This is a genomic window from Halalkalibacter oceani, from assembly GCF_023715605.1.
GTDB lineage: Bacteria > Bacillota > Bacilli > Bacillales > Bacillaceae_D > Halalkalibacter > Halalkalibacter oceani.
The window spans coordinates 1-21,717 of the sequence record NZ_JAMBOL010000019.1; the positions used below are offsets into that span (position 1 = coordinate 1).

38 protein-coding genes are annotated in these 21,717 nt (G+C 45.4%); all 38 read right to left on the reverse strand.

The features are described from left to right. Positions 1 to 582 precede the first annotated feature (582 nt). Entirely contained in the window at positions 583 to 975 is a 393-nt protein-coding gene (gene rpsI, locus M3202_RS16420; RefSeq protein ID WP_251195055.1) for a 30S ribosomal protein S9, read from the reverse strand. A 20-nt stretch (positions 976 to 995) separates the two neighbouring features. Beyond that, positions 996 to 1,433, reverse strand: a complete 438-nt coding sequence (rplM, locus tag M3202_RS16425) for a 50S ribosomal protein L13 (RefSeq protein WP_251195056.1) — start codon at positions 1,431 to 1,433, stop codon at positions 996 to 998. Positions 1,434 to 1,590: 157 nt separating this feature from the next. Beyond that, on the reverse strand, positions 1,591 to 2,382 hold the full coding sequence (gene truA / locus M3202_RS16430; protein WP_251224384.1) for a tRNA pseudouridine(38-40) synthase TruA: 792 nt from the start codon (positions 2,380 to 2,382) through the stop codon (positions 1,591 to 1,593). Positions 2,383 to 2,406: 24 nt separating this feature from the next. After that, positions 2,407 to 3,207 carry an energy-coupling factor transporter transmembrane component T family protein gene (locus tag M3202_RS16435; protein ID WP_251224385.1) on the reverse strand — a complete coding sequence of 267 codons (801 nt, stop codon included), beginning with the start codon at positions 3,205 to 3,207 and terminating at the stop codon, positions 2,407 to 2,409. Beyond that, positions 3,207 to 4,067, reverse strand: a complete 861-nt coding sequence (locus M3202_RS16440; RefSeq protein ID WP_251224386.1) for an energy-coupling factor transporter ATPase — start codon at positions 4,065 to 4,067, stop codon at positions 3,207 to 3,209. Before M3202_RS16440 ends, M3202_RS16435 begins: the two co-directional genes overlap by 1 nt. Beyond that, positions 4,043 to 4,879 carry an energy-coupling factor transporter ATPase gene (locus tag M3202_RS16445; RefSeq protein WP_251224387.1) on the reverse strand — a complete coding sequence of 279 codons (837 nt, stop codon included), beginning with the start codon at positions 4,877 to 4,879 and terminating at the stop codon, positions 4,043 to 4,045. The genes M3202_RS16440 and M3202_RS16445 overlap by 25 nt, the downstream gene beginning before the upstream one ends. Before the next feature lie 120 nt (positions 4,880 to 4,999). Beyond that, the gene (gene rplQ / locus M3202_RS16450; protein WP_251195061.1) at positions 5,000 to 5,362 is read right to left on the reverse strand and encodes a 50S ribosomal protein L17; all 363 of its coding nucleotides are present in this window, start codon (positions 5,360 to 5,362) and stop codon (positions 5,000 to 5,002) included. A gap of 71 nt (positions 5,363 to 5,433) precedes the next feature. Next, a complete protein-coding gene (locus M3202_RS16455) occupies positions 5,434 to 6,378 on the reverse strand; it encodes a DNA-directed RNA polymerase subunit alpha (RefSeq protein WP_251195062.1) in 945 nt (314 codons plus the stop codon). A 163-nt stretch (positions 6,379 to 6,541) separates the two neighbouring features. Further along, complete coding sequence (gene rpsK, locus M3202_RS16460) at positions 6,542 to 6,934, reverse strand: 30S ribosomal protein S11 (protein ID WP_251195063.1); 393 nt, start codon at positions 6,932 to 6,934, stop codon at positions 6,542 to 6,544. A 20-nt stretch (positions 6,935 to 6,954) separates the two neighbouring features. Next, the gene (gene rpsM, locus M3202_RS16465; RefSeq protein ID WP_251195064.1) at positions 6,955 to 7,320 is read right to left on the reverse strand and encodes a 30S ribosomal protein S13; all 366 of its coding nucleotides are present in this window, start codon (positions 7,318 to 7,320) and stop codon (positions 6,955 to 6,957) included. Positions 7,321 to 7,342: 22 nt separating this feature from the next. Further along, positions 7,343 to 7,456 carry a 50S ribosomal protein L36 gene (gene rpmJ, locus M3202_RS16470; protein ID WP_003322638.1) on the reverse strand — a complete coding sequence of 38 codons (114 nt, stop codon included), beginning with the start codon at positions 7,454 to 7,456 and terminating at the stop codon, positions 7,343 to 7,345. A 104-nt stretch (positions 7,457 to 7,560) separates the two neighbouring features. After that, positions 7,561 to 7,779, reverse strand: coding sequence for a translation initiation factor IF-1 (gene infA, locus M3202_RS16475; RefSeq protein ID WP_010896341.1), 219 nt, complete (start codon positions 7,777 to 7,779; stop codon positions 7,561 to 7,563). 4 nt (positions 7,780 to 7,783) lie between these two features. Beyond that, positions 7,784 to 8,092: a KOW domain-containing RNA-binding protein gene (locus M3202_RS16480; RefSeq protein ID WP_251195065.1), complete on the reverse strand. Its 309-nt coding sequence runs from the start codon at positions 8,090 to 8,092 to the stop codon at positions 7,784 to 7,786. A gap of 18 nt (positions 8,093 to 8,110) precedes the next feature. Then, positions 8,111 to 8,857, reverse strand: a complete 747-nt coding sequence (map, locus tag M3202_RS16485; RefSeq protein WP_251224388.1) for a type I methionyl aminopeptidase — start codon at positions 8,855 to 8,857, stop codon at positions 8,111 to 8,113. Continuing rightward, positions 8,854 to 9,507, reverse strand: a complete 654-nt coding sequence (locus M3202_RS16490) for an adenylate kinase (RefSeq protein ID WP_251224389.1) — start codon at positions 9,505 to 9,507, stop codon at positions 8,854 to 8,856. The genes map and M3202_RS16490 overlap by 4 nt, the downstream gene beginning before the upstream one ends. A 78-nt stretch (positions 9,508 to 9,585) precedes the next feature. Then, a complete protein-coding gene (secY, locus tag M3202_RS16495) occupies positions 9,586 to 10,878 on the reverse strand; it encodes a preprotein translocase subunit SecY (protein WP_251224390.1) in 1,293 nt (430 codons plus the stop codon). Then, a complete protein-coding gene (rplO, locus tag M3202_RS16500; RefSeq protein ID WP_251224391.1) occupies positions 10,878 to 11,318 on the reverse strand; it encodes a 50S ribosomal protein L15 in 441 nt (146 codons plus the stop codon). The genes secY and rplO overlap by 1 nt, the downstream gene beginning before the upstream one ends. Positions 11,319 to 11,349: 31 nt before the next feature. Further along, a complete protein-coding gene (rpmD, locus tag M3202_RS16505; protein ID WP_251195070.1) occupies positions 11,350 to 11,538 on the reverse strand; it encodes a 50S ribosomal protein L30 in 189 nt (62 codons plus the stop codon). A 13-nt stretch (positions 11,539 to 11,551) separates the two neighbouring features. Continuing rightward, positions 11,552 to 12,052, reverse strand: a complete 501-nt coding sequence (gene rpsE, locus M3202_RS16510; protein WP_251224392.1) for a 30S ribosomal protein S5 — start codon at positions 12,050 to 12,052, stop codon at positions 11,552 to 11,554. Positions 12,053 to 12,073: 21 nt separating this feature from the next. Further along, on the reverse strand, positions 12,074 to 12,436 hold the full coding sequence (gene rplR / locus M3202_RS16515) for a 50S ribosomal protein L18 (RefSeq protein ID WP_251195072.1): 363 nt from the start codon (positions 12,434 to 12,436) through the stop codon (positions 12,074 to 12,076). A gap of 30 nt (positions 12,437 to 12,466) precedes the next feature. Further along, positions 12,467 to 13,003 carry a 50S ribosomal protein L6 gene (gene rplF, locus M3202_RS16520; RefSeq protein ID WP_251224393.1) on the reverse strand — a complete coding sequence of 179 codons (537 nt, stop codon included), beginning with the start codon at positions 13,001 to 13,003 and terminating at the stop codon, positions 12,467 to 12,469. Positions 13,004 to 13,036: 33 nt separating this feature from the next. After that, complete coding sequence (gene rpsH, locus M3202_RS16525; protein WP_251224394.1) at positions 13,037 to 13,435, reverse strand: 30S ribosomal protein S8; 399 nt, start codon at positions 13,433 to 13,435, stop codon at positions 13,037 to 13,039. A 29-nt stretch (positions 13,436 to 13,464) separates the two neighbouring features. Then, positions 13,465 to 13,650, reverse strand: a complete 186-nt coding sequence (locus M3202_RS16530; protein WP_012957149.1) for a type Z 30S ribosomal protein S14 — start codon at positions 13,648 to 13,650, stop codon at positions 13,465 to 13,467. 24 nt (positions 13,651 to 13,674) lie between these two features. Then, entirely contained in the window at positions 13,675 to 14,214 is a 540-nt protein-coding gene (gene rplE / locus M3202_RS16535) for a 50S ribosomal protein L5 (RefSeq protein ID WP_251224395.1), read from the reverse strand. A 26-nt stretch (positions 14,215 to 14,240) separates the two neighbouring features. Beyond that, positions 14,241 to 14,552, reverse strand: a complete 312-nt coding sequence (gene rplX, locus M3202_RS16540; RefSeq protein WP_251195118.1) for a 50S ribosomal protein L24 — start codon at positions 14,550 to 14,552, stop codon at positions 14,241 to 14,243. Between the two features lie 48 nt (positions 14,553 to 14,600). Then, on the reverse strand, positions 14,601 to 14,969 hold the full coding sequence (rplN, locus tag M3202_RS16545) for a 50S ribosomal protein L14 (RefSeq protein ID WP_251195076.1): 369 nt from the start codon (positions 14,967 to 14,969) through the stop codon (positions 14,601 to 14,603). Between the two features lie 33 nt (positions 14,970 to 15,002). Next, the gene (gene rpsQ / locus M3202_RS16550) at positions 15,003 to 15,263 is read right to left on the reverse strand and encodes a 30S ribosomal protein S17 (protein WP_251195077.1); all 261 of its coding nucleotides are present in this window, start codon (positions 15,261 to 15,263) and stop codon (positions 15,003 to 15,005) included. An 18-nt stretch (positions 15,264 to 15,281) separates the two neighbouring features. After that, a complete protein-coding gene (gene rpmC, locus M3202_RS16555) occupies positions 15,282 to 15,485 on the reverse strand; it encodes a 50S ribosomal protein L29 (protein WP_003322618.1) in 204 nt (67 codons plus the stop codon). Continuing rightward, positions 15,475 to 15,909 (reverse strand): 50S ribosomal protein L16, encoded by a 435-nt coding sequence (rplP, locus tag M3202_RS16560; protein WP_251224396.1) that lies wholly within the window; start codon positions 15,907 to 15,909, stop codon positions 15,475 to 15,477. Before rplP ends, rpmC begins: the two co-directional genes overlap by 11 nt. Before the next feature lie 2 nt (positions 15,910 to 15,911). Continuing rightward, positions 15,912 to 16,571, reverse strand: a complete 660-nt coding sequence (gene rpsC / locus M3202_RS16565) for a 30S ribosomal protein S3 (RefSeq protein ID WP_251195079.1) — start codon at positions 16,569 to 16,571, stop codon at positions 15,912 to 15,914. 3 nt (positions 16,572 to 16,574) lie between these two features. Further along, positions 16,575 to 16,916 (reverse strand): 50S ribosomal protein L22, encoded by a 342-nt coding sequence (gene rplV / locus M3202_RS16570; RefSeq protein WP_251224397.1) that lies wholly within the window; start codon positions 16,914 to 16,916, stop codon positions 16,575 to 16,577. 26 nt (positions 16,917 to 16,942) lie between these two features. Then, entirely contained in the window at positions 16,943 to 17,221 is a 279-nt protein-coding gene (rpsS, locus tag M3202_RS16575; protein ID WP_251224398.1) for a 30S ribosomal protein S19, read from the reverse strand. 65 nt (positions 17,222 to 17,286) lie between these two features. After that, the gene (gene rplB, locus M3202_RS16580; RefSeq protein WP_251224399.1) at positions 17,287 to 18,117 is read right to left on the reverse strand and encodes a 50S ribosomal protein L2; all 831 of its coding nucleotides are present in this window, start codon (positions 18,115 to 18,117) and stop codon (positions 17,287 to 17,289) included. 28 nt (positions 18,118 to 18,145) lie between these two features. Beyond that, on the reverse strand, positions 18,146 to 18,436 hold the full coding sequence (rplW, locus tag M3202_RS16585; RefSeq protein WP_251195083.1) for a 50S ribosomal protein L23: 291 nt from the start codon (positions 18,434 to 18,436) through the stop codon (positions 18,146 to 18,148). Beyond that, entirely contained in the window at positions 18,436 to 19,059 is a 624-nt protein-coding gene (gene rplD, locus M3202_RS16590; RefSeq protein WP_251224400.1) for a 50S ribosomal protein L4, read from the reverse strand. The genes rplW and rplD overlap by 1 nt, the downstream gene beginning before the upstream one ends. Positions 19,060 to 19,084: 25 nt before the next feature. After that, positions 19,085 to 19,714: a 50S ribosomal protein L3 gene (gene rplC, locus M3202_RS16595; protein ID WP_251224401.1), complete on the reverse strand. Its 630-nt coding sequence runs from the start codon at positions 19,712 to 19,714 to the stop codon at positions 19,085 to 19,087. 82 nt (positions 19,715 to 19,796) lie between these two features. Then, on the reverse strand, positions 19,797 to 20,105 hold the full coding sequence (gene rpsJ / locus M3202_RS16600; RefSeq protein ID WP_144451543.1) for a 30S ribosomal protein S10: 309 nt from the start codon (positions 20,103 to 20,105) through the stop codon (positions 19,797 to 19,799). 313 nt (positions 20,106 to 20,418) lie between these two features. After that, complete coding sequence (tuf, locus tag M3202_RS16605) at positions 20,419 to 21,609, reverse strand: elongation factor Tu (RefSeq protein WP_251224402.1); 1,191 nt, start codon at positions 21,607 to 21,609, stop codon at positions 20,419 to 20,421. Positions 21,610 to 21,717: the final 108 nt, after the last annotated feature.

The following is a 21,717-nucleotide window of genomic DNA, read 5'->3' on the forward strand; positions in this document are numbered from 1 at the left end:
TTCAGTTATCCGCTTGTCGGTAAGCACTCCCGCATACCCTTCGTGTTCCGCACTATCTCTTTGCGGGCAGCCCTTGCTACAGCAAGGTATTCTGCTTTCTTTTGTCCCGACTTTGGTAACATTCATTGACTAAACACCTCCTTAGGTTCAACCCTTCATAACGCTGTCGACTGCGTTACTACTATGGTATCTGCTGACTTCTCACGATAAATCTTATTTCAACCACATATTGCAAAGACGCTCTATGTGTCCGTGAGACCTCCCACGGTAAGACGCGTAACTTTCATCCCATGTACCCGCCACATTTACATCCTCGTGTCTGTGCAGTTTATTGGATTTCGTCTTGTTTAGCAGACTCATCCCACTTCGGATGCCTGATGCGATTCGTGTTCCTCGGGTCGGAACTTTGCCTCCAGCTTCCTTCAGATTCCACCTCGCGATGGACACCCTTGCTCTTGGCTAATGGTTGGCAACTGCCAGCCCCCATAGCGGACTTTCACCGCCTAGCTACGCGCCATGCGTGGCGCACTAAAAACAAACCCCCAACCATAAGCAGTTGGGGGTTTTGCAAGACGTAAAAACTTAACGCTTCGAGAACTGAGGTGCACGACGTGCTGCTTTAAGACCGTATTTCTTACGTTCTTTCATACGTGCATCACGAGTTAGGAAGCCAGCGCTTTTAAGCACCGGGCGGTTGTCAGGATCTACTTCAAGTAGTGCGCGTGCCACGCCATGACGGATAGCGCCCGCTTGTCCTGTGTAGCCTCCACCTTCAACGTTTACGTGAACGTCATATTGACCTTCAACGCCAGTTTCAACAAGTGGCTGCTTTACGATAAGCTTTAATGTTTCAAGATTGAAATATTCGTCCATTTCACGACCATTAATAACGATACGACCGTCACCTGGCAGTAGGCGTACACGAGCAACAGAGTGCTTGCGGCGACCTGTACCGTAATATTGTACTTGTGCCAAAATTAATACCCTCCTATCAATTAACCGCGAAGTTCGTAAACTTCTGGTTTCTGAGCTTGATGTTTGTGTTCGCTGCCTGCGTATACGTGCAGCTTCATCCCTTGCGCGCGACCAAGAGTGTTCTTTGGAAGCATCCCTTTGATAGCAAGCTCAAGCATACGCTCTGGCTTGTTCGCACGCATATCGCCTGCTGTTGTCTTTTTCAGACCACCAGGGTGGTTTGAATGACGATAGTAGATCTTGTCATTTAATTTGTTACCTGTTAATTCGATTTTCTCAGCGTTAATGATGATCACGTGGTCACCAGTATCAACGTGTGGTGTGAACGTAGGCTTATGCTTTCCGCGAAGGATAGAAGCTACTTCTGAAGCAAGACGACCAAGCGTTTGACCTTCAGCGTCTACTACATACCACTTACGCTCAACTTCGTTTGGCTTTGCCATATATGTTGTACGCATGAATTTCCCTCCTAAAAAGAACCATTGCTTTCATGTTTTATCAAATCAAGTTAACCATAGTCTCATGTAACATTCCGAAACCCGGGGCTAGTGGGTTTTTGAAATTACCATCTAACATCATATAACATTAAAAACCCATTGTCAACAACTTGTTACACTAGGCGTCGTTGTCATTTGACGCTGCTCCGTTATTTTGAAAAATCGGCTGCTCATAGAAGACCTGCCACAGAAACAAGCCGTGGCCCGGCGCTGTTTTTCCAGCTGCCGCCCTGTTGCGCGCATCGCGGATGCGGGCGATGTCTTCAGGCGCCCTTCTTCCCCCGCCAACTTCAAGCAACGTTCCAACAATGATCCGCACCATATTATGGAGGAAGCCGTCTCCGATTAAGTCGAAAATAATTTCATCACCTTGCCGGTTGACCTGCAAGGTATGTAATGTCCTCACCTTGCTTTTCACGTCAGCGTTTGTCACGCAAAAAGATGAGAAGTCATGGGTGCCAAGCAAATGCGCGGCACCGGCGCGAATCAAATCAAGATCCATCTCATAGGGGACAAAAAACGCAAGATTGCGGCGAAAGACGTCCCGCTCCTTCCGATTCAGCACCCGGTAGCGATAATGCTTCCTAACTGAATCATAGCGGGTATGGAAGTCATCCGCCACACAGGCTGCTTCGACGATCCGGATATCGTTAGGCAGGCAGCCGTTCAGCGCCTGCGGCCAGCGCGCCGGATCAATGGAAAGCGGCGTGTCAAAATGAATCACCTGCCCCCGGGCGTGCACGCCGGTGTCAGTTCGCCCCGATGGGTGGATGCGAATAAACTCTCCTTTATGAATAATCGAAAGCGCCCGTTCGATTTCCCCTTGAATCGTCCGCTGGTTTTCCTGAACCTGAAAGCCGTAAAAAGCACTGCCATCGTATTCCACTAAAAGAGCGACTCTATTCAGCATGACGGTCACCTCCTCTCCTCGGTATTATAGAAGTCGTAGCGCGAGCACCGCAGCGCTCAGCCCAAGGCATAGAGCGACCGCCAAGGAATCCCGCCAGCTCCAGGCAAGCAGGCGGTATTTCGTCCGTCCTTCCCCGCCACGATAGCCTCTGGCCTCCATCGCCAACGCCAGGTCCTCCGCCCGTTTAAACGCGCTTATAAACAACGGTACGAGCAGCGGAACAAATGCCATTAGCCGCTGGCGCCATGGCCCGCTCGTAAAGTCAACGCCACGCGCCATTTGCGCCTTCATAATCTTTTCCGTCTCCTGCATAAAAGTCGGAATAAAGCGCAGCGCAATCGACATCATTAGAGCAAGCTCATGGGCAGGCAGCCTGACTTTTTTTAACGGACTGAGCAAATACTCCAGCCCGTCTGTTATATCAATCGGCTTCGTCGTCAGCGTAATCAGAGACGTAAAGACAATCAATGTTAACAGCCGCAATGCCATAAAAGCGGCCTGGCGTACGCCGTGCTCATAAATTGAAAAGGGGCCGGCCGTCCATAGCACCTCGCCCTCCCGCGTTAACAGGAGGTGAAAGAACACAGTAAACAGGACGAGCAGAAAGATCGGCTTCATCCCCCGATAAATAAAGGACAGGGGGACATTTGATAAGAAGATAAGGATGAGGGCAAAAGCAATCATCAATCCCCCGGCCACCCAGTTATCAACCAGAAAAATTATAATGACGAGAATCGCGACACTCACCAGCTTCGAGCGGGGATCAAGCCGGTGAAGAAGGGAGGCTACACCAACGTATTGACCGATAATGATATTTTGCAGCATTAGTCGCCCTCCACAAGTCTCGCCACGTAATCAGCCGCTCGCTCCAGCTCATAATATTTTGGGATGTCAGCGAGGGCAAAACGTTGCTTGATTTGTTCAAGAAACCGGACCGGGGCCGGAAGATCGAGTCCAATCTCACGCAATCTCTCCGCCTGTTCAAAAATAATCTCGCGTCCCCCGGCCATTTCGACCTTGCCCTCATGCAGCACAATAATCTGATCGGCATACCGGGCCGCATCCTCCATATGATGCGTCACCAGCACCGTCGTCGTCTGCTGCTGGTGATGATAGTCGACAAAGAGTCGCATGATCTGTTCATGCCCCTCAGGATCAAGGCTGGCCGCCGGCTCGTCCAGTACGAGCACCTTCGGCTGTGAAGCGAGCACGCCGGCAATCGCCACCCGCCGCATTTGCCCCCCGCTCAGTTCAAATGGGGAGGCCGTTAAAATCTCCTCGGGTAAACCGACCTGAGGCAGCAGCTCTTTTGCCCGCTTCAGCGCCCGTTCAAACGGTACGCCGAAGTTCATCGGACCGAAGCAAATATCTTTGGCAACTGTTTCTTCAAACAGCTGATGCTCAGGATATTGAAAAACAAGTCCGACCTGCTGACGCAAAGCTCTGATATCGATCTTTTTCTTTTCCGCCTTCAGCTCGTAAGGCCCGATCTGAACCGTCCCCTTCGTCGGCCGAAGCAGCCCGTTAATATGCTGAATAAGCGTTGACTTTCCTGAACCGGTATGGCCGATGACAGCTGTAAAAGAGCCTGAAGGGATTCTGATCGTACAATCCTGAAGCGCGACCTTTTCAAAGGGGGTTCCTTCCATATAACGATGCTCTACTTCGTTGAAGACAATCTCCATAATTCAGTAATCAACTCCTCTTCCCGCAAGCATGCCGTATGAAAGGATAGACCACGCTTTTCAAGCTGCTGCTGCATCTCCACCGCAAACGGAACCCGCAGACCGGCCTGGCGAACAAGCTCAGCGTTGGCAAATACCTGTTCAGGTGTGCCTTCCGCCAGCTTCTCCCCTCCGGCAAGCAGCAGGAGCCTGCTCGCCAACAACGCTTCCTCCATATCATGAGTAATGGAAATAATCGTTGAACCGCGCTGATGAAGCATGCTCATCGTTGCCAGCACTTCTTTTCTGCCGAGCGGGTCAAGCATCGAGGTCGCCTCATCAAAGACGATGATCTCCGGCTCCATTGCCATAATTCCGGCAATGGCCGCCCGCTGCTTTTGTCCGCCGGACAGACGGTGCGGCTCCATCTCTAAAAAGCGCTCAATTCCAATCAGGGCAGCATATTTCTCGATCCGTCTCTCCATTTCCGTTCGATCGAGTCCGATGTTTTCGAGACCAAAGGCGAGGTCGTCCCGGACCGTCGTCGCGACAAATTGATGGTCGGGATTTTGAAAGACCATTCCGACTTTCTGGCGGATCGTCCAGATCGCGTCTTCTTCCCCGGTTGATAGCCCTTCGACAAACACTTCCCCGCTCGTCGGCCGCAGCAGTCCATTGAGCAGACGTCCAAAAGTCGACTTGCCTGAGCCATTGCGTCCGAGGACCGTCAGCCACTCGCCACGTTCAATCTTCATCGTCAATTTTTTCAGGGCAACATGTTCGGTCTTCGGGTATTGATAGGAGACATCTGCTAAGGCGATCAGTTCAGACATAAGCCCCTCCTTTTCTAAAAACAGTAACCATTGCGACAAACAAAAAAGGGCTCAGAGTCGGAGCAGGCGTGCCCAGATCTGAATTGCCCTTTGTCGTCTCATCTATTCACTCATATCTGATTATACGAGTTCAATAATCACCATTGGTGCACCGTCTCCACGACGAGGTCCAACTTTAAGGATGCGAGTGTAACCACCTTGACGCTCCTCATAACGAGCTGCGATATCAGAGAACAGCTTTTGGATTGCGTCTTGTCCAGACTCTTCATCCGCTACTTCCCGACGAATGAAAGCCGCAGCCTGACGACGTGCGTGCAAGTCACCGCGCTTTCCAAGTGTGATCATTTTCTCAACGATTGAACGAAGCTCCTTCGCCTTAGCTTCTGTCGTTTCGATACGCTCATTGATAATAAGATCAGTCGCCAAATCACGGAATAAAGCTTTACGGTGTGCACTTGTGCGACCTAATTTTGCGTATGCCATGTTCATTCCCTCCTTTATAACAGTTCTTTACATCATTAGCGATTTCCAGAAACAAACTTGATCAATTTAGACTAGTCTTCTTTACGGAGGCCTAGCCCAAGCTCACCAAGCTTCTCTTGTACTTCCTCTAATGACTTCCGACCAAGGTTACGAACCTTCATCATGTCTTCTTCTGTCTTTTGCGTCAATTCCTGTACCGTATTAATACCGGCACGCTTCAGACAATTGTAAGAACGCACAGAAAGATCGAGTTCTTCGATCGTCATTTCCAGAACCTTTTCCTTCTGATCTTCTTCTTTTTCAACCATGATTTCCGCATTCTGCGCTTGGTCTGTTAATCCTACGAATATATTTAAATGCTCTGTTAAGATTTTGGCCCCTAATGAAACAGCTTCTTCAGGGCGAATGCTTCCGTCAGTCCAGACATCAAGGGTTAGTTTGTCGTAGTTGGTCACTTGACCGACGCGGGTATTCTCAACTTGATAGTTTACACGTGACACCGGCGTATAAATGGAATCAATAGGAAGAACGCCAATCGGCTGATCGTCATTCTTATTTCCTTCAGCTAAGACATATCCGCGACCGCGCTTCGCAGTCAGGCGCATGTGCAAACGGGCTCCCTTTGCGAGCGTAGCAATATGAAGATCCGGATTCAAGACCTCGACATCACTATCATGAGTCAAGTCATTCGCTGTTACTACACCTTCCCCCTGAACATCAATTTCAAGGGTCTTCTCTTCATCTGAATAGATCTTAAGGGCAAGCTTCTTCAAATTCAAAATGATTGTTGTCACGTCCTCTACAACACCTTCAATTGTAGAAAATTCATGAAGAACAGAATCGATTTGAACAGATGTCACAGCAGCACCTGGCAAAGAAGAGAGAAGAATGCGACGTAAGGAGTTTCCTAACGTGGTTCCATATCCACGCTCTAGTGGTTCCACAACAAATTTACCATACTTTGCGTCTTCACTTATCTCAACCGCTTCAATATTTGGCTTTTCGATTTCAATCATTAAACAAACCCTCCTTCAAAACGTCGAACTCCGGTAGACTGCAAGGATTGCCGACTGATCGACCCAGCAGGCAAATCCTGAGCTTATCACCTTTTTGTCAACAAGACACATCTCTTAGTCCATTATTGACAGTTTAGGGAAATCTATACAATGATTGATTCCATTACACTCTACGACGTTTTGGTGGACGGCATCCGTTATGCGGAACAGGAGTAACATCTTTGATCATGTTTACTTCAAGTCCAATCGCTTGTAGGGAACGGATAGCAGCTTCACGGCCGGCACCTGGTCCTTTAACTGATACTTCAACTGTTTTCATACCATGCTCCATTGCTGTTTTTGCAGCAGATTCAGCAGCCATTTGTGCTGCGAATGGAGTTGATTTACGAGAACCTTTAAATCCTAATGCACCAGCGCTTGCCCATGAAATAGCATTACCGTGGACATCCGTAATTGTCACAATCGTATTGTTAAAGGTAGAACGGATGTGAGCAATTCCGGCCTCTACATTTTTACGTTGACGACGTTTTGGACGAGTATTCGTTTTCTTAGCCATTTTTTATGCGACCTCCTTTACTACTTTTTCTTGTTTGCTACTGTACGACGAGGACCTTTACGCGTACGAGCATTGTTCTTAGAATTTTGACCACGAACAGGTAAACCACGACGGTGGCGGATGCCACGATATGAACCAATCTCAATTAGGCGCTTAATGTTAAGGGAAACTTCACGACGAAGGTCACCTTCAACCTTAAACTCTTCAATTGCTTCACGGATACGTCCTAATTCCTCTTCCGTAAGATCACGCACTCGTGTATCTTCAGACACACCTGCGTTTGCCAGAACTTCAGCAGCTTTTGATTTCCCGATTCCATAGACATACGTTAGTGCAATCACTATACGCTTATCACGTGGAATATCGACACCTGCAATACGAGCCATGTGCAGAGCACCTCCTTATAAATTATCCTTGCTTTTGCTTATGTTTTGGGTTTTCACAAATGACCATAACCGTCCCTTTACGACGGATGACTTTACACTTTTCACAAATAGGCTTGACTGATGGTCTAACCTTCATTTTCGTTTACCTCCTTATAGTACGGAGTGCACTGATTAAACATGTAATCAGGTCAAAGCAAAACAATCAACGATTATCTTGCTAGTCGCTCTCGCAACGTTTTTTTATTTGTATCGATATGTGATTCGTCCACGAGTCAGATCATAAGGTGATAATTCAACCGTCACCTTGTCGCCTGGCAGAATCCGAATGAAGTGCATGCGGATTTTACCGGATACGTGAGCGAGAATCTTATGACCATTTTCGAGTTCAACACGAAACATTGCATTGGGAAGGGGTTCAATGACCGTTCCTTCCACTTCAATAACATCCTCTTTCGCCATAGGTTTACTCTCCTTCCTTCAGCAAATCAGTGTGTTTTTCGAGAAAACTAGCAAGGGCATAACGTAGCTTTCCATTAGTAACACGTCCTGTTTCTATAAAGCTATTGCGAACTTCCTCAGCAATGTAATCAATAAGCTCAACATGATTGATGTTCTTTCTTTTTGAGCGGTCAACTTTGCGCTTGTCGCCATCGGCAATCCCTATAAAACGGTCATCGACCAGTTCAATGATGACACCGAACTGTCCCTGGTCACGTCCTTTGAGGATCTGTACAATTTGACCGAGCTCGGGACTCGGACCTGAGTCTTTCATGATTCCCATCACCTACATCTAAGCTTTTGTCAAGATTTCAAAACCTGATTCCGTTATTGCAATGGTATGCTCAAAGTGGGCACAATTCTTTCCGTCGACTGTCACAACCGTCCAGTCATCAGAAAGCGTGCGTACATAGCGTGACCCGGCATTGATCATTGGTTCTATCGCCAAAACCATGCCTGGTTTCAGCCGCGGGCCTTTGCCGGGTGGACCATAATGAGGAATTTGCGGGTCCTCATGCAAGTCTTGCCCAACTCCATGGCCGACATACTCGCGAACGATCGAATATCCTAATGGCTCGGCATATGTTTGGATCGCGTGAGAAATATCTGAGAGCCTGCCGCCAGGCTTTGCTTCCTCAAGCCCTTTATAGAGGGCCGTCTCCGTCACATCCAGTAACTCCTGATCCTTTGCGCTGATTTCGCCAACTGCATAGGTCCAAGCAGAATCACCGTGATAGCCATTATAATATGCGCCAATGTCAACGCTGATGACATCTCCTTCTTTAAGCACTCGCTTACCAGGAATGCCGTGCACCAATTCCTCATTTACTGAAGCACAGATACTGCCTGTAAATCCATTATAGCCTTTGAATGAGGGAGTTGCACCATGCGTACGAATCAACTTTTCTGCAATCTCATCCAGTTCCTTTGTTGATATGCCAGGTTGAATATGTTCCTTTAAAGCTTGATGCGTTAAGGCAACAATCTTTCCAGCTTCCCGCATGATCTCGATTTCTCGTTCCGTCTTACAAATGATCATGCACGAAGTCCTTTCAAGAGGCCATCAATATCAGCAAATACTTTATCAATGTCTTGATCCCCATTTATATTGCGCAAATAGCCTTTTTCGCTATAGAAGTCAAAAAGCGGCTTTGCTTGCTTCTGGTTTACTTCAAGACGTTTCTTAACTGTTTCAGGCTTGTCGTCATCCCGTTGGATTAAGTCACTGCCGTCGATGTCACATTTCCCTTCCACTTTAGGCGGATTGAAAATAACATGATAAGTCCGGCCCGAACTCGGTGACACGCGACGCCCTGTCAACCGATCCATGAGAAGCTGCTCCGGAACATCAATATTGAGCACATAATCCAGCTTACGCCCCATTGAGTCAAGCAGTTCTTCCAGTGCTTCCGCCTGGGCGACCGTACGTGGAAACCCATCAAGGAGAAATCCTTTTTGGCAATCATCCATAGAAAGACGTTCCCGTACAATACCAATCGTCACTTCATCAGGAACAAGCTCTCCTGCATCCATAAATGACTTTGCTTTGACCCCAAGCTCTGTTTCACCTTTAATCGCTGCGCGAAACATATCCCCAGTCGAAATATGAGGGATCTCATATTTCGAAACAATCCGCTCAGCTTGCGTGCCTTTCCCGGCACCAGGCAATCCCATCAAAATAAGGTTCATTCCCTAATCCCCTCCATCGTTCCGAATTAACACACAGAAGGCGAACGGGAAGATCACATACCTTCCCTGCTCCCCTTACTACTTAATAAATCCTTTATACGAACGTTTAATGAGCTGACTCTCGATTTGTTTCATCGTGTCTAATGCTACACCAACCACGATTAATAATCCAGTACCCCCAATTTGGATGGCTGGAGGTAAATCCATGAAACGAGTAAAGAAAACTGGAATTATGGAAACAGATGTTAAGAAGAGCGCCCCAACAAACGTTAACCGATAGAGGATTCGTGTTAGGTAAATCTGCGTTGTCTTACCCGGACGAATACCTGGAATATAGCCACCTTGCTTTTTAAGGTTCTCTGCCATTTGCTCTGGATTAACTTGAATAAACGTATAAAAGTACGTAAACCCAATAATTAAAAGTGCGTATACAACCATTCCCACTGGATGAGTATAATCAAACACCCTTATAATCCAAGCGGCAATCTCATTATCCGTTCCAAAAAAACCAGCTACAGTTGGCGGGAAGATAAACAGAGAAAGAGCAAAGATGACAGGAATAACCCCTGCAGCATTAACTTTCAAAGGTAAATGCGTTGATTGTCCACCAACTGGACTACGACCTACCAGACGCTTCGCATATTGAACCGGAACCTTTCTCAAGGCCTGTTGGATAAAGATAACACCAACGATGATCGCCAATACAGCAAGCGCCAGTAAAAGGACAGTGACAATGCTTAAAAACAGCTGTTCTCCTGCACTTTCAAGTTGCGTAGCGTAGATCTGGTTAATCCCGTTCGGAATCCCTGCGGCAATACCGGCAAAGATAATGATCGAGATCCCATTTCCGACACCTTTTGCTGTAATTTGCTCACCAAGCCACATAAGAAAAGCGGTACCGGCTGTCAACACTAAGGCGATAAACAGGTACGTAGGAATACTTGGATTTGGAATTAACCCAGTAAAGATTGTGTTAAAACCAACTGACATTGCTAAAGCTTGAAAGAAACCTAAAACGATCGTTCCATAACGGGTAAACTGAGCTAATTTACGTCGTCCAGCTTCCCCCTGCTTTGCCCACTCAGCAAACTTAGGTACGACATCCATTTGTAACAACTGCACAACAATCGAAGCAGTGATGTATGGCATGATACCCATTGCGAAAATAGAGAAGTTCCCCAACGCTCCACCACCAAACGTATTTAGAAACCCAAATGCATTTGCTTGGTCCATAAAATCAAGAGCGTCGCGGTTCGAACCTGGAATTGGAATAAAGCTCCCGATTCGAAACACAATGAGCATAAGGAGGGTGAAGATAACCTTACGGCGCAAATCACCCACTCGCATAATGTTGGAGATCGTCCGGAACATTAAATCACCTCAGTTTTTCCGCCAGCAGCTTCGATAGCTTCTACTGCAGAAGCAGAGAACTTATGTGCTTTTACAGTCAAGCTCTTTTCAACCTTACCATTTCCAAGGATCTTAATACCGTGCTTTACGTTTTTCACTGTTCCAGATTCAATCAGAAGTTCCGGAGTTACCTCAGTATTCGCATCGAAACGGTTTAATGTTTCAAGGTTAACTACGGTGTACTCTTTCCGAGTTGGATTAGTGAACCCGCGCTTCGGCAGACGACGGTATAGCGGATTTTGACCACCCTCGAAACCAGGACGAACACCGCCACCAGAACGAGCGTTTTGACCTTTATGTCCTTTTCCCGCCGTTTTTCCGTTACCAGAACCAATACCGCGACCTACACGGTTACGTACTTTACGAGATCCCTCTGCAGGTTTCAACTCATGAAGTTTCATGTCGACACCTCCTCATTTATGAAATAATCAATTATGCTTCAATTTCTTTTACTGTTAAAAGGTGAGATACCTTATTTACCATACCGCGAATCGCAGCGTTATCTTCCTGAACAACAGTTTGGTGCATTTTGCGCAAGCCAAGTGTCTTCACAGTAACGCGTTGGTTCTCAGGGCGTCCGATAAGACTACGAGTGAGGGTAATTTCTAATTTCTTAGCCATTTGCTTTCCCTCCTTATCCTAAAAGCTCTTCTACGGATTTGCCGCGAAGTTTCGCAACTTCTTCAGCACGCTTTAAGCCTTTAAGTCCTTCCATTGTTGCACGGACCATATTGATTGGGTTGTTTGAACCCAATGATTTAGAAAGAATATCGCCGATACCAGCCAATTCAAGCACCGCACGCACTGGACCTCCGGCAATAACTCCTGTACCTTCCGATGCATTCTTTAAGAAAACACGTCCAGCACCAAAGTGGCCAATCGTTTCATGTGGAATTGTTGTGCCAACGACCGGCACTTCAATTAAATTCTTCTTTGCATCTTCAATAGCCTTGCGGATCGCTTCCGGTACTTCTTGCGCTTTACCCATACCGAATCCGACATGACCATTTTTATCGCCAACAACAACCAAGGCAGCAAAGCGGAAACGACGTCCACCTTTAACGACCTTTGCTACACGGTTGACTGCTACTACTTTTTCTTCAAGTTCCAATGTATTAGGGTCAATACGACGCATTCATTTTCCCTCCTTTATTCTTTAGAATTGCAGACCAGCTTCACGTGCTGCATCTGCGAGAGTGGCTACACGGCCGTGGTATAAATATCCGCCACGGTCAAAGACCACAACTTTATGTCCATTTTCAATCGCACGTTTTGCGACGAGCTCGCCAACTAGCTTCGCTGCTTCCGTCTTTGCTACATTTTCCGCATCAATTTCTTTATCAAGAGTTGAAGCAGATGCAAGCGTTACGCCATTTACATCATCAATCAACTGAGCATAAATGTGCTTTGACGAACGGAATACATTAAGACGAGGACGTTCAGGCGTTCCTGTGATCGTGCGACGCACATGGGCATGTCGCTTCTTACGTGCCACGTTCTTATTAGCCTTCGTAATCATTGAACGTCATTCCTTTCCGTAGGTTAGTGATTATTTACCAGTTTTACCTTCTTTACGACGAACATATTCGCCTTCATAGCGAATACCCTTGCCTTTATACGGTTCAGGTAAACGTACAGAACGAATGTTAGATGCTAGTGCCCCAACGCGTTCTTTATCAATTCCTTTAACGATTACTTTCGTGTTAGAAGGAACTTCAATTTCCAGTCCCGCTTCAGGAACGATTTCCACTGGATGAGAGTATCCAACATTAAGTACGAGTTTTTGACCTGACTTAGAAGCACGGTAACCGACACCGATAAGTTCAAGTGCACGCTCATATCCCTTTGTTACACCTTCAACCATGTTATTAATTAAGCTACGAGTTGTACCGTGAAGAGCACGGTGCTCCTTCTGATCAGATGGACGCTCAACTGTAACCTGATTTTCTTCAATGTTGATCTTCATTTCAGGATGAAGCTCACGCTTAAGCTCACCTTTAGGACCTTTTACCGTCATTAGCTGGCCATCAAGCGTTACAGTCACTCCACCTGGAATTTCAACTGGCTTTTTACCAATTCGAGACATTCTCATACACCTCCGTTCATTTCAAGGATTCTATTACCAAACGTAAGCTAATACTTCGCCACCAACTTGCTGGTTACGCGCATCCTTGTCTGTCATTATACCTTTTGATGTAGAAACTAACGCAATTCCAAGACCTCCAAGTACACGTGGAAGCTCGTTTGCTTTTGCATAAACACGAAGTCCAGGCTTACTAATACGCTTAAGACCAGTGATTACACGCTCATTTGTTGAACCATATTTCAAGAAAATACGGATCACACCTTGCTTATTATCTTCAATATATTCGTAGTCACGGATAAAGCCCTCGCGCTTTAGAATATCTGCAATTTCTTTCTTTACCTTTGAAGCAGGTAGCTCAAGCTTCTCGTGGCGAACAGTGTTCGCATTACGAATACGAGTAAGCATATCTGCAATAGGATCTGTCATGACCATTTATATTTACCTCCTTCCCGTTCTTGGGATTACCAACTAGCTTTTTTCACGCCAGGAATCTGCCCTTTATGAGCAAGTTCTCTGAAGCAAATTCTGCAAAGTTTAAACTTACGTAATACTGAATGAGGACGACCGCAACGTTCACAACGTGTATATTCTTGAACTTTATACTTTTGTGTGCGCTTTTGCTTTGCAATCATTGATTTCTTTGCCAACGTGTTCCCTCCTCTTCGATTCGATTATTTTTGGAATGGCATTCCCATTTGTGTTAAAAGTTCACGAGCCTCTTCGTCTGTTTTCGCTGTCGTTACTAATACAACGTCCATACCACGAACTTTATCGACTTTATCGTAATCAATTTCAGGGAAAATTAATTGCTCCTTCACACCTAGTGTGTAGTTACCGCGACCGTCAAAAGCTTTCTTCGAAACACCGCGGAAGTCACGTACACGAGGTAATGAAATAGAAATTAATTTATCTAGGAAATCATACATACGCTCACCACGAAGTGTTACCTTCGCACCGATTGGCATACCCTCACGTAGTTTGAAACCTGCAATTGATTTTTTCGCCTTTGTAATAACTGGCTTTTGTCCCGTAATCTCAGTTAATTCTTCAACAGCTTTATCCAAAGCCTTTGCATTTGAAACAGCGTCACCTACACCCATGTTCACAACAATCTTTTCGAGTTTAGGAACCGCCATGACAGATGAATAGTTGAACTTCTCAACCAAAGAAGGAACGATTTCACTTGTATACTTCTCTTTTAAACGATTCATACGATTGACCTCCTTTCACACTCTGACTACTTATCTAACGCTTCGCCAGACTTCTTAGCAATACGTACCTTTTTTCCGTTCTCCACTTTATAACCTACACGAGTAGGTTCACCAGACTTAGGGTCGATAGGCATAACGTTTGAAGAATGAATTGGCGCTTCTTGATTTAAAATTCCGCCTTGCGGGTTATCTTGAGAAGGCTTGGCGTGTTTTTTCACGATATTCACACCTTCAACAAGGACACGGTTCTTCTTAGGGAACGCTTCAAGGATCACGCCTTGTTTACCTTTGTCTTTTCCAGAGATGACCTTTACAGTGTCACCTTTTTTGACATGCATCTTCGCCATGTTCGCACCTCCTTGACAGGGCCTTTCAATAATCTTCTATTAAAGAACTTCCGGAGCAAGTGATACAATCTTCATGAATTGATTATCACGAAGCTCACGCGCTACTGGTCCAAAAATACGGGTACCACGAGGGCTCTTGTCGTCACGGATAATAACCGCTGCATTTTCATCAAACTTGATGTATGAGCCGTCATTGCGACGAGCACCGCTCTTTGTACGGACGATAACTGCTTTAACAACGTCACCCTTCTTGACAACGCCTCCTGGTGTTGCTTGTTTCACCGAGCAAACAATTACATCACCAATATTAGCAGTTTTACGACCAGAACCACCTAAAACTTTAATACAAAGCACTTCACGCGCTCCAGAGTTATCAGCAACTTTTAAACGGGATTCTTGTTGAATCATTCGAACTTACCTCCCTTCAACACAAGGATTCTATTAGATGATTACCGCTTCTTCTACAATTTCGATCAAGCGGAAACGTTTATCTTTTGAAAGTGGACGAGTTTCCATAATTTCTACGATATCGCCAATTTTCGCTTTGTTCTCTTCATCATGCGCTTTGAACTTCTTCGAGTACTTTACGCGCTTACCGTAGAGACGATCTTTCTTATAAGTTTCGACAAGAACAGTGATTGTCTTATCCATCTTATCAGAAACAACGCGTCCTCTGTAGACCTTACGATGGTTGCGTTCCATTTAAGCAAACCTCCTTTTTTAGCCGTTGTTAATTCCAAGCTCACGTTCACGCAAAACTGTCTTTGCACGAGCAATTGCTTTACGAACTTCACGAATGCGGGCCGGATTATCCAATTGACCAGTCGCTAATTGAAAGCGAAGGTTGAACAACTCTTCTTTCAATGACTTTGTCTTTTGCTCAATTTCAGCAGTGGTTAAGTTACGAATATCATTAGCTTTCATTTGCGTCACCACCCACTTCATCGCGTTTTACGAACTTACATTTAACCGGTAATTTATGAGAAGCAAGACGTAACGCTTCACGAGCAACCTCTTCAGAAACACCAGCGATTTCAAACATAATTTTACCAGGCTTGACAACAGCTACCCATCCTTCAGGAGCACCTTTACCAGAACCCATCCGAACCTCTAGAGGCTTTGCCGTGTATGGCTTAGAAGGGAAAATCTTGATCCAAACCTTACCACCACGCTTCATATAACGAGTCATTGCAATACGAGCCGCTTCGATTTGACGGTTCGTAATCCAAGATGCCTCAAGAGCTTGTAAGCCATACTCACCGAAATGAACTTCAGTACCGCCTTTTGCACGTCCGCGCATGTTTCCACGGTGCTCACGACGATATTTAACACGTTTTGGCATTAACATGATTAGTTGCCTCCTTCCTCTTTGTTCGTTCCTTTCGTTGGAAGGACTTCACCACGATAAATCCAGATCTTAACACCTAACTTACCGTATGTTGTATCAGCTTCAGCTGTACCGTAGTCAATATCAGCACGAAGCGTGTGAAGTGGAACAGTTCCTTCATTGTAGTGTTCAGCACGAGCGATATCAGCGCCACCAAGACGACCGGATACTTGAGTTTTAATACCCTTAGCACCAGCACGCATTGTGCGTTGAATTGCCTGCTTCATTGCACGACGGAATGAGATACGATTTTCTAATTGACGTGCAATATTTTCTGCAACAAGCTTAGCATCAAGATCAGCTTGCTTAATTTCAAAAATATTAATGTGTACCCGCTTGCCAGTTAAATCATTAAGGGCTTTACGTAACGCTTCAACTTCCGAACCGCCTTTTCCGATCACCATACCTGGCTTAGCAGTAGAAATTGTAATGTTTACGCGGTTAGCCGCACGTTCGATTTCTACTTTAGACACAGATGCGTCTTTTAAACGTTTTTCAATGTACTCACGAATTTTGATGTCTTCGTGCAGTAAGTCTGCATAATCTTTATCAGCGAACCATTTTGACTCCCAGTCACGAATGACACCAACTCGAAGTCCGACAGGGTTGATTTTTTGACCCACGCGTTATCCCTCCTTCTTTTCAGTTACCACTAGTGTAATGTGGCTAGTACGCTTGTTAATACGACTCGCACGTCCCATCGCACGTGGACGGAAACGTTTAAGTGTAATACCTTCATTTACGTACGCTTCACTAATTACAAGATTGTTTGGCTCCATTTCATAGTTGTGTTCCGCATTCGCAATTGCAGAATTTAAAAGCTTTTCTACAACAGGAGAAGCAGCTTTCGGAGTGTGGCGAAGAATCGCAATCGCCTCACCAACCTGCTTACCACGAATCAAGTCAACAACTAGACGTACTTTGCGAGGAGCAATACGTACTTGTTTTGCTACGGCTTTAGCTTGCATGGGATTGACCTCCTCTCTACCTTACATTAACGTCTTGTTTTCTTATCATCAGCTGCGTGACCTTTGTACGTACGAGTTGGCGCAAACTCACCAAGCTTATGACCAACCATGTCCTCAGATACGTAAACAGGCACGTGCTTGCGGCCATCATAAACAGCGATTGTATGACCGATAAACTCAGGGAAAATCGTTGAACGACGAGACCATGTCTTAATGACTCTCTTGTCATCCTTTTCATTCATTGCTTCGACTTTCTTCATTAAATGATCATCGACAAAAGGTCCCTTTTTCAAACTACGACCCATGAGAAAACCTCCCTTCGCGATTAGCGCTACGGTTCTAACTGCTTAGAACCGCAGGTTAATCCCGTTTATTTTTTACGACGACGTACAATATACTTATCAGACGCCTTGTTCTTCTTACGAGTTTTGTAACCAAGAGTTGGTTTACCCCAAGGAGACATTGGTGACTTACGTCCGATAGGAGCTCTACCTTCCCCACCACCGTGTGGGTGATCGTTCGGGTTCATAACAGATCCACGAACAGTAGGACGCTTGCCTAACCAACGTGAACGACCTGCTTTACCAATGTTAACAAGCTCATGCTCAAGGTTTCCAACTTGACCGATTGTTGCGCGGCATGTTGAAAGAATGTAGCGAGTTTCGCCAGACTTCAGACGTACTAATACATAGTCGCCTTCCTTACCAAGCAACTGGGCTTGCGCGCCGGCAGAACGGGCAATCTGTCCACCCTTACCAGGCTTTAGCTCAATGTTATGAATCACAGTACCGACAGGGATGTTCTGAAGCGGTAATGCATTCCCTACTTTAATGTCTGCATTCGGTCCAGACTCAATTGTTGTACCGACTGTAAGACCTTTTGGTGCAAGAATATAGCGCTTTTCACCATCTGCATAGTTAATTAGTGCGATATTTGCTGAACGGTTTGGATCATATTCGATCGTAGCAACGCGTCCTGGAATTCCATCTTTTGTGCGTTTAAAGTCAATAACGCGGTATTGACGCTTATGTCCGCCACCTTGGTGACGTACAGTTAGTTTACCTTGGTTGTTGCGTCCGCCTTTTTTGTGTAAAGGGGCAAGCAACGACTTTTCCGGTTTATCCGTTGTGATTTCTGCAAAATCTAATACAGACATACCACGACGACCGGCACTGGTTGGTTTATACTTCTTAATCGCCATCTTTTAGTTCCCTCCTTCTCTAATAGGTTTAAACACCTTCAAAGAATTCAAGTTCTTTGCTGTCAGGTGTTAAGGTAACAATCGCCTTCTTGCGACGAGCTGTAAAGCCTGTGTAACGGCCAAAACGCTTTGACTTACCTTTATAATTCATTGTGTTTACTTTTTCAACTTTCACTTCAAAGATCTCTTCAATCGCATCTTTGATCTGTGTTTTGTTTGCACGAACGTCTACTTCAAACGTATACTTCTTATCACCCATTAGGTCAGTTGAACGTTCAGTAATCACGGGGCGCTTAATGATATCACGAGCGTTTGACATTATGCAAGCACCTCCTCTACCTTTTCAACGGCCTCTTTCGTGATGACTAGCTTATCATGCTTAAGTACATCGAGTACGCTAACGCCGTCTGCTGTAACAAATGTCACACCAGGCAGATTACGCGCAGAAAGAGCAACCGCTTCATTATAGTCAGCTGTTACAACCAGCGCTTTGCTATCTACAGAAAGACCGGCAAGAACAGCAGCCATTTCCTTTGTCTTTGGTGCATCAAATGCTAAGTTCTCAAGCACAACAATTTCCTCCGACTGTACCTTTGATGATAGAGCCGATTTAATTGCCAGGCGGCGAACTTTTTTAGGCAGCTTGTAGCTGTAGCTGCGAGGTGTTGGTCCGAATACGACTCCACCACCTACCCATTGCGGTGAACGGATTGAGCCTTGACGCGCACGGCCAGTTCCCTTTTGGCGCCATGGCTTACGACCACCACCACGAACTTCAGAGCGTCCTTTTGTTTTATGCGTTCCTTGGCGTAATGATGCCTGCTGCATCACGACAGCTTCGTGAAGCACACTTTCGTTTGGTTCAATTCCAAAAACCGATTCTGCTAACTCGATATCTCCTACTTGTGAACCTGATTGGTTAAATAATGCTACTTTCGGCATGATGTGTCCTCCTTTCTTTCAATCTTTATTTTACTTTGATCGCGCTTTGTACAGACACATAGCTCTTTTTAGCTCCAGGAACATTTCCTTTTACTAATAGAAGATTACGTTCTGCATCGACTTTTACGATCTCAAGATTTTGAACTGTAACTGTTTCTCCACCCATACGTCCTGGAAGCATTTTCCCTTTGAATACGCGGTTTGGAGCTACAGGTCCCATTGAACCTGGGCGACGGTGGTAACGAGAACCATGTGACATCGGACCACGGGACTGGTTGTGACGCTTAATCGCACCTTGGAAACCTTTCCCTTTTGATGTTCCTGTTACATCTACTACATCGCCAGCAGCGAAAGTATCTACCTTAACTTCTTGACCAACTTCAAATTCGTCAAGATTTACGTTACGGATTTCCTTGATGAAGCGCTTAGGGGCCGTGTTTGCTTTAGCAGCATGGCCTTGAGCTGGTTTGTTTGCATTTGCCTTCTTTTGGTCAGCAAACCCGATTTGGATTGCTTCATAACCATCCGAGTCAACAGTTTTCTTTTGAAGAACGACGTTTGGTTCCGCCTCGATTACTGTTACAGGGATGACTTCACCATTTTCAGCGAAGACTTGAGTCATACCAATTTTTCTACCTAAGATTCCTTTGGACATCCGTTACACCTCCTAGTATAATTTCATATTTTGTTTGCCATTTTCATATCATATAAATGAAGAATCTTTTCTTCATTACGGTTTAAAGTTTGATTTCGATATCGACGCCTGATGGTAAATCCAAACGCATTAACGCATCCACAGTTTGTGGTGTTGGATTGACAATATCAATCAAGCGCTTATGTGTACGCATTTCAAACTGCTCACGAGAATCTTTATACTTGTGAACCGCACGTAAAATTGTGTAGACAGATTTTTCAGTTGGAAGCGGGATTGGACCCGAAACACTTGCACCTGAACGTTTTGCCGTGTCAACAATTTTCTCTGCAGATTGATCAAGGACTCTGTGATCATAAGCTTTCAAACGAATGCGAATCTTTTGCTTTGCCATTATAGCCCCTCCTTTATCGTCCATTTTTAGAAACAGACATACTCCGCGAAAATTTCCTACACCCTGCCATGGCAAAGGGGCCTGGTGTGTCAGCAACCTTTCGCATCATCGCTGTCAATGACTAACATTCAACATTATACTGATACATTGCGAACAATGCAAGCCTAATGCCTATCTTAGCCACACTCATACTATTATATAGATAACCATAACGGATTTCAAGCCTTTTTTGCCCCAGTACTGAAATTCAATAAAATACCAGCGAAAAAAATAAGAGGCTGTCACCGGGACAGCCTCTTACTGATAAAACGAATTACTTTTGGATTGAAGCAACAACGCCGGCACCAACAGTACGTCCACCCTCACGGATAGAGAACTTCGTACCTTCTTCGATCGCGATTGGCGCGATAAGCTCAACCGTCATTTCGATGTTGTCACCAGGCATTACCATCTCAACGCCTTCTGGAAGTTGAACAATTCCAGTTACGTCAGTTGTACGGAAGTAGAACTGAGGACGGTAGTTTGAGAAGAATGGAGTGTGACGTCCACCTTCTTCTTTAGAAAGAACATAAACTTCAGCTTTGAAGTTCGTGTGTGGAGTGATTGTACCTGGCTTAGCAAGTACTTGTCCGCGTTGAACTTCATCACGGGCTACACCACGAAGTAATGCACCAATGTTGTCGCCAGCTTCTGCATAGTCAAGAAGCTTACGGAACATTTCTACTCCAGTACAAGTAGTAGATTTAGGCTCTTCAGTGATACCGATGATTTCAATTGTGTCACCAACGTTTAATTGACCACGCTCAACACGGCCAGTTGCAACTGTACCACGACCAGTGATTGAGAATACATCCTCAACTGGCATCATGAATGGCTTTTCTTTATCACGCTCAGGAGTTGGGATATAGCTATCAACCGCATCCATTAGCTCGATAATTTTTTCTTCCCAAGCAGCGTCTCCCTCAAGAGCTTTAAGAGCAGACCCGCGGATAACTGGTACATCATCACCAGGGAAGTCATATTCAGATAGAAGATCACGAACTTCCATTTCTACTAGCTCAAGAAGCTCTTCGTCATCTACCATGTCACACTTGTTTAAGAAAACAACAAGATAAGGTACACCTACTTGACGAGATAATAGAATGTGCTCACGAGTTTGTGGCATTGGACCATCAGCAGCAGATACTACTAGAATTCCGCCGTCCATTTGCGCAGCACCAGTGATCATGTTCTTAACGTAGTCAGCGTGTCCTGGGCAGTCTACGTGTGCATAGTGACGAGAATCAGTTTCGTACTCAACGTGTGCAGTTGAGATTGTAATTCCACGCTCGCGCTCTTCTGGAGCACCATCAATTGCGTCATATGCCATTGCAGTACCTTTACCAGAACGCTTAGCAAGTACAGTTGTAATTGCAGCTGTTAACGTTGTTTTACCATGGTCAACGTGTCCAATTGTACCAATATTGGCATGTGTTTTGGAGCGGTCAAATTTTTCCTTAGCCATGATTCATTTCCTCCCTTAATTGAACAAAGTTAATTGAATTTTTATGGGTTGAAAGGTGCTTTACCCATCGATAAATATCACCTTTCTTAGCTTACAACAAAATATTAC

Bases quoted from the DNA above. Each gene is read 5' to 3' on its own strand.
- M3202_RS16480 (WP_251195065.1), bottom strand. From the start codon at position 8,092: ATGAAAGACTCAGGTCCGAGTCCCGAGCTCGGTCAAATTGTACAGATC.
- rplB (WP_251224399.1), bottom strand. From the start codon at position 18,117: ATGGCGATTAAGAAGTATAAACCAACCAGTGCCGGTCGTCGTGGTATG.
- rplO (WP_251224391.1), bottom strand. From the start codon at position 11,318: ATGAAACTTCATGAGTTGAAACCTGCAGAGGGATCTCGTAAAGTACGT.
- rplE (WP_251224395.1), bottom strand. From the start codon at position 14,214: ATGAATCGTTTAAAAGAGAAGTATACAAGTGAAATCGTTCCTTCTTTG.
- tuf (WP_251224402.1), bottom strand. From the start codon at position 21,609: ATGGCTAAGGAAAAATTTGACCGCTCCAAAACACATGCCAATATTGGT.
- rpsK (WP_251195063.1), bottom strand. From the start codon at position 6,934: ATGGCTAAGAAAACGAATACTCGTCCAAAACGTCGTCAACGTAAAAAT.
- rplP (WP_251224396.1), bottom strand. From the start codon at position 15,909: ATGTTAATGCCAAAACGTGTTAAATATCGTCGTGAGCACCGTGGAAAC.
- M3202_RS16455 (WP_251195062.1), bottom strand. From the start codon at position 6,378: ATGATTGAAATCGAAAAGCCAAATATTGAAGCGGTTGAGATAAGTGAA.
- rpsE (WP_251224392.1), bottom strand. From the start codon at position 12,052: ATGCGTCGTATTGACCCTAATACATTGGAACTTGAAGAAAAAGTAGTA.
- rplM (WP_251195056.1), bottom strand. From the start codon at position 1,433: ATGCGTACAACATATATGGCAAAGCCAAACGAAGTTGAGCGTAAGTGG.
- rplQ (WP_251195061.1), bottom strand. From the start codon at position 5,362: ATGGCATACGCAAAATTAGGTCGCACAAGTGCACACCGTAAAGCTTTA.
- truA (WP_251224384.1), bottom strand. From the start codon at position 2,382: ATGCTGAATAGAGTCGCTCTTTTAGTGGAATACGATGGCAGTGCTTTT.
- rplV (WP_251224397.1), bottom strand. From the start codon at position 16,916: ATGCAAGCTAAAGCCGTAGCAAAACAAGTACGTATTGCTCCTCGCAAA.
- rplX (WP_251195118.1), bottom strand. From the start codon at position 14,552: ATGCATGTCAAAAAAGGTGACACTGTAAAGGTCATCTCTGGAAAAGAC.
- infA (WP_010896341.1), bottom strand. From the start codon at position 7,779: ATGGCGAAAGAGGATGTTATTGAAGTGGAAGGAACGGTCATTGAACCC.
- rplR (WP_251195072.1), bottom strand. From the start codon at position 12,436: ATGATTACGAAGGCTAATAAGAACGTGGCACGTAAGAAGCGACATGCC.
- M3202_RS16490 (WP_251224389.1), bottom strand. From the start codon at position 9,507: ATGAACCTTATTTTGATGGGATTGCCTGGTGCCGGGAAAGGCACGCAA.
- rpsJ (WP_144451543.1), bottom strand. From the start codon at position 20,105: ATGGCAAAGCAAAAGATTCGCATTCGTTTGAAAGCTTATGATCACAGA.
- rplN (WP_251195076.1), bottom strand. From the start codon at position 14,969: ATGATTCAACAAGAATCCCGTTTAAAAGTTGCTGATAACTCTGGAGCG.
- rpsS (WP_251224398.1), bottom strand. From the start codon at position 17,221: ATGGGTCGTAGTTTGAAAAAGGGACCTTTTGTCGATGATCATTTAATG.
- rplW (WP_251195083.1), bottom strand. From the start codon at position 18,436: ATGTCAAACGCTCGTGATATCATTAAGCGCCCCGTGATTACTGAACGT.
- rpsH (WP_251224394.1), bottom strand. From the start codon at position 13,435: ATGGTCATGACAGATCCTATTGCAGATATGCTTACTCGTATTCGTAAT.
- rplF (WP_251224393.1), bottom strand. From the start codon at position 13,003: ATGTCTCGAATTGGTAAAAAGCCAGTTGAAATTCCAGGTGGAGTGACT.
- M3202_RS16445 (WP_251224387.1), bottom strand. From the start codon at position 4,879: ATGTCTGAACTGATCGCCTTAGCAGATGTCTCCTATCAATACCCGAAG.
- rpmC (WP_003322618.1), bottom strand. From the start codon at position 15,485: ATGAAAGCTAATGATATTCGTAACTTAACCACTGCTGAAATTGAGCAA.
- secY (WP_251224390.1), bottom strand. From the start codon at position 10,878: ATGTTCCGGACGATCTCCAACATTATGCGAGTGGGTGATTTGCGCCGT.
- rpsQ (WP_251195077.1), bottom strand. From the start codon at position 15,263: ATGGAACGCAACCATCGTAAGGTCTACAGAGGACGCGTTGTTTCTGAT.
- rplC (WP_251224401.1), bottom strand. From the start codon at position 19,714: ATGTCCAAAGGAATCTTAGGTAGAAAAATTGGTATGACTCAAGTCTTC.
- map (WP_251224388.1), bottom strand. From the start codon at position 8,857: ATGATCATTTGTAAGACGGAACGAGAAATCGAGATCATGCGGGAAGCT.
- rpsM (WP_251195064.1), bottom strand. From the start codon at position 7,320: ATGGCTCGTATTGCAGGTGTCGATATTCCACGTGATAAGCGTATAGTG.
- rpmJ (WP_003322638.1), bottom strand. From the start codon at position 7,456: ATGAAGGTTAGACCATCAGTCAAGCCTATTTGTGAAAAGTGTAAAGTC.
- rplD (WP_251224400.1), bottom strand. From the start codon at position 19,059: ATGCCGAAAGTAGCATTATTTAACCAATCAGGTTCACAAGTAGGAGAT.
- M3202_RS16440 (WP_251224386.1), bottom strand. From the start codon at position 4,067: ATGGAGATTGTCTTCAACGAAGTAGAGCATCGTTATATGGAAGGAACC.
- rpmD (WP_251195070.1), bottom strand. From the start codon at position 11,538: ATGGCTAAGAAATTAGAAATTACCCTCACTCGTAGTCTTATCGGACGC.
- M3202_RS16435 (WP_251224385.1), bottom strand. From the start codon at position 3,207: ATGCTGCAAAATATCATTATCGGTCAATACGTTGGTGTAGCCTCCCTT.